This window comes from Globicatella sp. HMSC072A10 (genome assembly GCF_001811625.1).
GTDB classification, from domain to species: Bacteria; Bacillota; Bacilli; order Lactobacillales; family Aerococcaceae; genus Globicatella; species Globicatella sanguinis.
In genome coordinates this window covers 27,849-37,499 of record NZ_KV805818.1, presented here as the reverse complement: position 1 = coordinate 37,499, position 9,651 = coordinate 27,849, and the positions used below count along the sequence as shown (strand labels likewise).

Genomic DNA, 9,651 nt, shown 5'->3' with positions numbered 1-9,651 from the left:
ATTTCTTACAAATTGGCCAAAAATTAAAATTAGCAGGAACGACTGCACCAGAAGAACCATCTAAACAATATACTGTTGTCAAAGGTGATTCATTATGGACTATAGCACAAGCCCATGGTACAACAGTTGCTAAAATTAAACAATTAAATAATTTAACGAGTGATTTCTTACAAATTGGTCAAAAATTAACTATTAAATAGTAGTTAAACTATGTGTGAAGCATTAATCGTTTGCTTGTTATGCTAACTAAGCTTCGTTATTTCCACCTCATTTCATCTATTACAAATGGAATGAGGTGATTTATTTATATTGTCTATGATTAATCGTCTTTAATAGGAATAATGGGGCATTTAAATTTAAAAATTGATGAAACTCAACTGACATTTTACATAAAATCGCTTATAATAAGATTAATACCCCCATTGAGAGGATGAAGTTTATGAGTAAACCTATTTTATTTTTTAGTTCAGTTTGTCCTGATACCGATCCTTTTATTAAACTATTAGAACCTTATCAAATCGAATATGAGGCGGTTAATATTACGGAAACAATGCCGAATTTGAAAAGATTTTTAAGTTTACGAGATACTCGGGAAGAATTTTTGGAGAAAAAAGAAATGAATCAAGTAGGTATTCCAGTTTTAGTAACGGAAGATGCAACCTTAATTTTTGATGAAGCGGCATTAATTGATTATTACAAAGGAACATGAGGTGTTAAGATGGCAACTAAAGAAGAATTAATTAAATTATCAAGAGCAGTACAAAAAAATGCTTATATTCCTTATTCACATTTTCCCGTAGGATGCGCAATGGAAATGAAAGATGGCACTATTATAGAAGGTGTGAACGTTGAAAATGTCTCATTTGGTGTTACGAACTGTGCTGAACGTTCAGCGATATTTACTGCTGCCACGAAGGGTTACAGACCTAAGTCAATAGCAGCGATCGCTGTCAGTGGTGATACAGAAGATTTTCTTCCACCATGTAGTATTTGTCGTCAAGTAATGGTTGAATTTTGTGATCCAGATACGCCAGTTTATTTAACACGAAATAATGGTGACATTTTAACAACTTCGGTAAAAGAATTAGTGCCATTTGCTTTCGAAAAATTAGATATGTAAAGCAAAACTTTTGTTATTAAATTAATAATTTGCTATGATGTAAGTAGTAATGAAATAGGAGTGAAAACATGGCACAAACATTATTACACGCTTGCTATCGCGTTTATGATTTAGAAGCATCAATTAAATTTTATACAGAGGTATTTGACTTTACTGTTAGTCGTGAACGTCGTTTCCCAGAACATGGCTTTGACATTATTTATTTAGTAGTACCTGGTTCAGATTTTGAATTAGAGTTAACTTACAATTATGATTCAGATCGCTATGAAATTGGAAATGGCTTTAGTCACTTAGCTATCGGTGTAGATGATTTACAAGCAATTCATGAAAAATGTAAAGAATCTGGATATGAAACAACAGAGTTAAAAGGTTTACCTGGCTCTGAACCGTCTTACTTCTTCGTGACCGATCCTGATGGCTATCGTTTAGAAGTAATGCGTAACAAATAATTTATTATTGAATTATTGAGCTTTGGCTTATCCGAATAAGGGGCCAGAGCTCTTTTTTATGCTTCATTAAGTTACATAGCCATTATCATATAATTAGACGTTAACACAAAGGATAATGATTAAATATCTAAAGGCAAGGCATCATCTAGATAACCTCAGTCTGGTGATTGCTTTCTATGGAGGGATATGGTATAGTGTCACTATGCGATGAGTCGAAAGCAGTCTGGTAGACTGAAAGACAGTATAGCATGAAGCCAGGATGGCGCTATATGTTATCATGTTGTGAACCGTGATAACTGATACTTTAGTATTCTGTCGTTTCGTAGAGACTAACAATAAAGTTTTCTTTATTGTTAAGTCTCTTTTTTTGTTATTAGCCGATTGTATAATAGCTGTTTGATAGTATATGTTCTGTCTTAGTATTAATAAATAATGATTACCATTGACAGTCAAATGATAAAAATTATACAATCAAGTTAGTAACGGAATAGAGAAGAGGGATTTAATGCAAGAGTTTATTAAAAAGTATGCGATTGATAGAAAAGGCACTCATTCTGTAAAATGGGATGGTCTCCAACCAATCTTTGGTGCCGAAAATTTGCTTCCACTTTGGGTCGCAGATATGGATTTTAAAGTAGCGGACGGAATCAATCAAGCGATTACGAAGCGTATTGAACATGGCGTTTATGGTTATTCTTATTTGGATAATGACTACTATGAGCCGTTTTTTAAATGGATGCAAGAACACTTTAATGTACAATTAAGCAAGGATTGGATTCGTTTCACTCCAGGTGTAGTAAAGGCTTTGTATCATTTTGTAAATGCTTTTACCAAACCAGAAGAGGCTGTTATTATTATGCAACCCGTTTATTATCCTTTTAGTCATGCTATCGAACATACCGGTCGGAAATTAGTATCAGCGGACTTAATCGAGACAAAGGACCATCATTTTGAAATAGATTTTAAGTCTTTTGAAGCCAAAATTATTGAACATCAAGTTAAACTCTTTATTTTATGTTCACCTCATAATCCAGTAGGACGGGTATGGAAGGAAACAGAATTAAGAAGATTATTAGATATTTGTCAAAAACACCAAGTTGTGATAATTGCAGACGAAATTCATCAAGATTTTGTTTATCAACCCCACCAACAAATCGCATTATTGAGCCTCAATCACCCATATATTCAAGAGGGTGTCATTGCGGTAACATCTGCATCTAAAACCTTTAATATTGCAGGTTTAACTCACTCAATGGTTATGATACCTAATGAAACATTACGTTCACAATATGATCAATACGTTAACCGTGTGGGCGACATCGGTGTCAATTTAATAGGTTCTATCGCTACTGCGGCAGCTTATGAAACAGGTGAAGCATGGTTAGAATCTATACTACAAGTGATTCAATATAATGACCAACTAGTGCGTCAAAAATTGACAGAGCATGAACCAGAAATTATCATATACCCATTAGAAGGAACCTATCTTCAATTTATCAATTTGAATCCTATTTTAAAGGGACGTGATTGTAAGGCGTTTATTCAAGATCAATGTGGCTTAGCTGTTGATTTTGGTGAATGGTTTGGGGAAGGTTATAATGGTTATATTCGTTTGAATTTAGCAACTTCACCTACGATTATTGAAGAAGCTGTTCAAAAGATCTTAGACCATTTGTAAAAGATAAATAAAAACTCCGAGATAGTATCAGTCGATTAATACTGATTTCTTCTCGGAGTTTTCTGTTCTCAATTAACCTGGAGCAACGGTTGTACTAGCAGGTGGTTCTGTAACCTCTGGTTGAGTTTCAGGAGCTGGCGTTCCACTTTCATTTGGTGTTTCACCATCAGTTGTCGTTTCGCTAGATTCTGTTGTTGTTGTTTGAGAGTTATTTCTTTGTTGTGCTTCTCGTTGTTTACGAGCCGCTTCTTGAACTTTAGCAATATAAGAAGCCCAGAAATTCTGTGCATCTTGCTCAGTTCCATTAAAGATAAAGTCGTATTTTAATTCAGGTGCAGGTCTAGAAGTTTTGAAAATTTCTTTAACCAGTGGTTGGGTAACATTAATGTTAGTACCATTCACTGTTATAGACCCTGGTAGTGTACCTGTCTCTTGAAGGACTTCTGTTTCTTCAACACTATCTGGCATGACGAATGTTTCTTCGGTACCAAAGATGTCAGGATATTGAGCATAAAGTTCATTCATAATATTAGCCCAATAAATTTGGATACGCTCGGACTCACGTCCATAACCATCGTTAATATCAATATAATAATCATAATAACGATTGTCATAACCTAACCAAGTACCAGTAGTAATTTTAGGGGTTGATGCTAAATACCAAATATCACGTGAGTTTTCACTAATACCGGATTTGGCGATCCAATCACCACCCATTTGCATATGAGCAGCCGCTGTACGTCCTGTACCTTCGGTATTCGTATCTCTCAACATATCTACTAAAATATAATTGGTATCTTCAGAAAAAACTTTCACAGGTTCTACGTCATGTTGATAAATCACATTTCCATAAGCATCTTCAATGCGTTCAATAAAGTAACCATCAACATATTGTCCATTATTAGCAAAGGTCGTAAAGGCTCTCGTCTGTTCGAAAACGGTCGGACCAGTCGTGACTCCACCCAAGGAGAAGGCTAAGTTTTCAGTATCTTCTTTAGTATATGAATCATTGATATCAAAGCCCATTTTTTTCATATAATCAAAAATTGGAATATTATTTTCAACTAATTTTTGATAAATACGAACGGCTGGTAGGTTATCTGATTTCAGTAAAGCAGTACGAGCAGTCATTAACCCTCCACTGACCACACCACCGTAGTTAGTTGGGGTCCAAGTGCTACCATCTTCAAAAGTAATTTCAAAGGCGGTATCCGGAATAACAGTCGATGGATTAATCAAATTATTTTCAACAGCCGGACCATATACTGCCAGAGGTTTAATGGTTGAACCGGGTGAACGTCTCATACCAAAGGCATGGTCAATTTGATTGTTTTCATAATCTGTACCAGCCACAAAACCAAGCACTTTACCTGTTTTATTTTCCATTACGACAATGCCAGCTTGAACAGTCTCAACATAATATGTTTCTTCGCCTGAATCAGGATCTGTGTAGACACCATCATATGACACACCTAATTGATCTTTGTATTTAGTAGCTAGTGTTTGTAATGAATCATAAATATCTTTATTAATAGTGGTATAGACATGGTAGCCACCAGTTCTTAATTGTTCAAGAGCTTCAAAATAAAATTCGTTATACCAATCTACATCAGCATTAACTTGATCCCAAGTTAAACCTTGGTCGGCAATATTTAAACGCATAATTTGTTCAATTGCACCATTCATCATGGATTGATATAAGTAAGTTTGTCTTTCGACACTCTTTTGTTCAGTAGGAATAAAGTCTTTGGTAATGTCATACTGTATCGCTTGCTCATATTCCTCTTTGGTAATTTTTTGTGCACGGTACATTCTAAACAGTACTTCTTTCATCCGTTCGATTCCTGCGGTTTGATCTTCATTAATTTCACCATATTGATTATAAGGCGTGTAATTATATGGATCTTGTGGTAAACCAACTAAGAAAGCGGCTTGAGCTAAGTTTACTTCATTTGGATTTTTTCCAAAAATACCTTCAGAAGCACTTAGAATACCTGCGACGTTTTCCCCATTATTATTGCGACCAAAAGGCGAAATATTTAAATAAGCAGTTAGAATTTCATCTTTACTAAAATAATTTTCAACACGTAAAGCTAGTAATATCTCGTTAGCTTTACGGAAGAAGGTAACATCATTCGTCAACATTTGTTGTTTAACTAATTGTTGCGTTAGGGTAGAACCACCAGTACCAGAACCAGACAATAACAACTCTTGTAAGGTTGCTCTTAAGATTGCTTTTGGCACAATGCCTGGATGTTCATAGAAATATTCATCTTCCGTTGCAACCAAGCCATCTACGATATATTGTGAAATATCACTTAGTTGAGTGACATTTCGAACGACATCGGCTCTAACATTCGCAATAGGATTACCATTGGCATAATATAGGGTACTTTGTTGTTCGACACGATTAATTTGTTCTGCCATTTCTTCCTTAGAAGGAGGGGGTGTCTTGGAAACTAAATTGGCAAAGTAGCCTAGACCAATACCACCCGCTAATGCCCCCATTAATAATCCAATTAATAAAATATAAATAGCAAAACGTTTTAGAACATCGAAGAAAACATTAAAACCAAAAATTACTTTTTCTTTGGTTGAAAGATTAGAAAGTGAATAGATATTATTTTCTTTTTTTCTTTTACGTTTCTTTTTATTATGTTTTTTGGCTTTGATTATTTCAGTTTTATTTTGCGACACTGAAGATGCCACCACTACCCCTTCCAAGTTATCAGCGTCATTATTAATGTGTTGAGAATGAGCTTCATTTTTTGTTGTGGACTGGTTTTCTGTTTCGTTTTCAGTATGATTATCTATTATTAGAGGAACTGTAGGTCCATCTGCATGATCTTTAGCTCCTGAGTTGGAATAATCAGATTCAGCGTTTGCTTTATCGGATTCAGCGTTTGCTTTCACAGTTTCAGAATCGGATTTGTCAATTTCAGATTCTGTATTGTCAGTTTCAGAATCGGATTTGTCAATTTCAGATTCTGTATTGTCAGTTTCTGAGTCAGAATAATCATAGTCGAATATCGCAGCTGAAGCTTCTGAATCAGACGCATCATTATGAGTTAACGATCTATTCTGCTCAGATGAGTTATTTCGCTCATCTTTACCATCTAATTGATTGTGAAGCTCGTTGTTTTCATACGTTTTTTCCATTTTGTCAGATTCGGTTAATGTTGAATCAACTGTGTTAGGAGCTGATTTTGATAGGGAACGCGCATCACCGGTAGATGATACATCATCAACATTATCATCCAATTGCACTTGGTTGTCTCGCTGCTGTTTTCCCATCGTATACATTTTTGAAGGAGCTAAGGAATCCAAGATAGGTGGATTCCCTAAACCTTCCTCATCCTGAGGATGAATAGGAGCTATTTGATGATGGCTGTCATCGACTTTCATAGCTTCATTATAAGACTTGGCGTCATGATAAGTTGCATCTTCGTGACGGCTTTCTTTATGAGTAAACTTTGATTGACGATTAGAAGTAGCATTCGATTTTTCAATCAACTCATCATCATGAATTGGATTAATATCAGATAAATTATCTGTTTTTGAATCGGCTGTTTCTTCAATTGAGGAGTTAACACTTGACCTATAATAGAGTGAATCATCTTCCTTACGATAACGCTTATGGAAAGTTCTTTCAACTTCACTGGCATCAGCGATATTTTCTAACTCTTCAATGCGTAGACGGCGACGACGCTCTCTTTCAGCTCTAATTTGTTCGCGAGTAGGTAAGGGCATCTTGGCCATCTTATCCCGATTTTTTTCACGTTCATAAAAATCCATCTTATCATTTTTCTTATATGGATTTTGGTGAGGCGACTGACTATCGACTGCTTGAGTGAAAAGTGATTGAAGACGGCGGATTGAACGATCAATTTGACTAGAATTTTGGCTTTTAGACTCTACTTCTTTAGATTCATGAGGCAACTCCGGCTTTTTAGGTTTAGGAGGCTCATGATAGTCAAAATCAACATCGTAAAAATTGCCGTTCTTTTTATTGTTTTGAGGAATCTCATCTTCAAACTTACTCACTATCACACCTACTTTCTTCTATTATCATCCAAACTTAATTGGCTAATTTGATTATAACTTACGCAGTAGCAGAATCTTTTAATGATTCACCAATTGCGTTTAAACGTGCTTCCCATTCTTCTGTTGATAATTTATTTTCCACAATGTATCGATTACGAGGATGGCGACGGCATTCAGCACAACAACCACGCACATATTTGTGCTCATTGTCTTCTGAACATAAGATTTGTTCATTACAGAATGGGTTACCACAATTGACATAGCGTTCACATGGTGTACCGTCAAAATGGTCTTTACCAATAACTGTTGGGTTTACATGGTTAATTGGAACCGCAATACGCTCGTCAAAGACATACATTTTACCTTCCCATAAATCTCCACGTACTTCTGGATCTTTACCGTATGTATCAATACCGCCATGCAATTGACCAACGTCCTTGAAACCTTCACGAACCATCCAACCTGAGAATTTTTCACAACGGATACCACCCGTACAGTAAACTACAACACGTTTTTCCATGAATTTTTCTTTATTATCTAAAACCCATTGAGGTAGTTCACGGAAATTACGAATATCTGGGCGAATGGCACCTTTAAAATGACCTAAGTCATATTCATAGTCATTACGAGTATCTAAGACAATGGTATCTTCGTCTAAGATAGCGTCACGGAATTCTTTTGGTGATAAGTATTGTCCGGTAGTAGTAAGTGGATCAATATCATCTTCTAAGTTTAAAGCCACAATTTCTTCACGTGGTCTGACAAACATTTTCTTGTGAGCATAGTCATCTGCTTCATCTTCTTTAAACCATAAGTCTTCAAAACCAGGTAATGAATGGACATACTCTTTATATTTTTCAGTTTGTTCAATTGTTCCTGAAACAGTCCCATTAACCCCTTCAGTTCCGACTAATACACGCCCTTTAAGGCCGATACTTTTTGCAAAAGCTAAATGTTCTTCACAAAAAGCTTCTGGGTCTTCTATGGTTTGGTATTTATAGAAGAGTAATACACGGTAATCTTTTGACATAATTAATAATTCCTCCTTGTAGTTGCATGCTACAAATTTTTTGCTATGGATAGCCTTTCTATTATATAATATTTTAACATATTTCTCCAATTTAGATAATTTATAAGCATAAATTTAACCTAGTTGTAACGATTTATGTAATAATTGACTTAAGAGAATTGTGAGTATTGTTAAGAGGTGTGATTTTATGTTGAAAAAAGTCTTAGTGATTGCAAATCCAGGATCAGGTAAAAATAAAGCAGTGGAGTATGCAGGAAAATTAACACAAGTTTTACTAGAAGAGTATCAAGCAGAAGTAACTGTAAGAGTAACTGAAAAAGTGGGAGATGCGACGGAATGGGCCGCACAATTTGAAGGGGATAGTGTCCTTTGTTTAGGTGGAGATGGTACTGTTAATGAAACAGCACAAGGTGTTTTGAAAAATCTTCAGCAACCTAATTTTGGTTTTATTCCTCTTGGAACGGTCAATGATTTAGGTCGGGCAATAGGGTATGATTTGAATCCTGAAAGAGCGATTGAACAATTTCGCAATGTTCATCCACAGCCACTTGATATGGCTAAGGTCAATGATGTTTACTTTGTTAACACTTTAGCAGTTGGTTCAATTGCAACTTCAGTGATGGAAACTGATTCTGATGACAAAAATACTTTAGGATTCTTTGCATATGTTAAAGATGCTGTGAGTTCATTTTTTGAGTCAGACGCATTGAAGTTAACAATTTATGATGGAGAAAATGAATATCCTATTGAGACTAATTTAGTGGTTTGTGCTTTAACCAATAGTGTGGGTGGTTTTGAACAACTTGTACCAGAGGCGACAATTGATGATGGAAAAATTCACCTATTGGCAGCTAAAGGAAGTGCCCCGCAAGATTTAGTTAAAGCAGCCGTAGATGGCGGATTAAAACTACAAGATTCAGAGCATTTACTTGTCTTAGAAAGTGAACAATTTAAGATTCGCTATACTGATAAAGATGATGACCATGAAGTTTATTGTAATATTGATGGAGATAAAGGCCCGGCAGTGCCATTATCAATTAAATGTCTACCACAAGCGATTAAGGTATTACAACCAGTTGTTGATTAATTAATAATAGCTGTTATCGTCTAACCTAAGTTATTTTGATGAAAATAGAATAAATTGCGAATAATTGATCATCGGGCTATGACGGAAAAAAAGGTTTGCAAAAACTATAATAATTCTTATGAAGCCAACGCTTTACTTTATAGCGCAGTGGTTAAGTGGTATCAAACTGCGTCTTGCGAGGTAGGGATAGAGCTGATAAAATCAATTAAGCTATTGTTCGTTAATTAAAAGCGCAGTGGTTGA

At 35.4% G+C, this 9,651-nt stretch carries 8 protein-coding genes; 6 read left to right on the top strand and 2 right to left on the bottom strand.

Annotation, left to right across the window (positions count from 1 at the left end):
- The 5 genes from HMPREF2811_RS10425 to HMPREF2811_RS10405 form a co-directional block, all read left to right on the top strand.
- Positions 1-200, top strand: a 200-nt coding sequence (locus tag HMPREF2811_RS10425) for a LysM peptidoglycan-binding domain-containing protein (protein ID WP_141749317.1), incomplete at its 5' end; no start/stop codon positions are given.
- Positions 201-439: 239 nt separating this feature from the next.
- The gene (locus tag HMPREF2811_RS10420) at positions 440-709 is read left to right on the top strand and encodes a hypothetical protein (protein WP_071409272.1); all 270 of its coding nucleotides are present in this window, start codon (positions 440-442) and stop codon (positions 707-709) included.
- 9 nt (positions 710-718) lie between these two features.
- Positions 719-1,120, top strand: a complete 402-nt coding sequence (gene cdd / locus HMPREF2811_RS10415; protein WP_071409271.1) for a cytidine deaminase — start codon at positions 719-721, stop codon at positions 1,118-1,120.
- A 68-nt stretch (positions 1,121-1,188) separates the two neighbouring features.
- Complete coding sequence (locus HMPREF2811_RS10410; RefSeq protein WP_071409270.1) at positions 1,189-1,569, top strand: lactoylglutathione lyase; 381 nt, start codon at positions 1,189-1,191, stop codon at positions 1,567-1,569.
- 505 nt (positions 1,570-2,074) lie between these two features.
- The gene (locus HMPREF2811_RS10405; protein ID WP_071409269.1) at positions 2,075-3,247 is read left to right on the top strand and encodes a MalY/PatB family protein; all 1,173 of its coding nucleotides are present in this window, start codon (positions 2,075-2,077) and stop codon (positions 3,245-3,247) included.
- 72 nt (positions 3,248-3,319) lie between these two features.
- On the opposite strand, the gene HMPREF2811_RS10400 is transcribed toward HMPREF2811_RS10405, so the two are convergent.
- Together HMPREF2811_RS10400 and HMPREF2811_RS10395 are read right to left on the bottom strand one after the other, a co-directional pair.
- Positions 3,320-7,291: a transglycosylase domain-containing protein gene (locus HMPREF2811_RS10400; protein ID WP_071409268.1), complete on the bottom strand. Its 3,972-nt coding sequence runs from the start codon at positions 7,289-7,291 to the stop codon at positions 3,320-3,322.
- Positions 7,292-7,349: 58 nt separating this feature from the next.
- Positions 7,350-8,321 carry an oxygen-dependent tRNA uridine(34) hydroxylase TrhO gene (locus HMPREF2811_RS10395; protein WP_071409267.1) on the bottom strand — a complete coding sequence of 324 codons (972 nt, stop codon included), beginning with the start codon at positions 8,319-8,321 and terminating at the stop codon, positions 7,350-7,352.
- Positions 8,322-8,508: 187 nt separating this feature from the next.
- On the opposite strand from HMPREF2811_RS10395, the gene HMPREF2811_RS10390 reads away from it, so the two are divergent.
- Positions 8,509-9,408, top strand: coding sequence for a diacylglycerol/lipid kinase family protein (locus HMPREF2811_RS10390; RefSeq protein WP_084802135.1), 900 nt, complete (start codon positions 8,509-8,511; stop codon positions 9,406-9,408).
- Positions 9,409-9,651 lie beyond the last annotated feature (243 nt).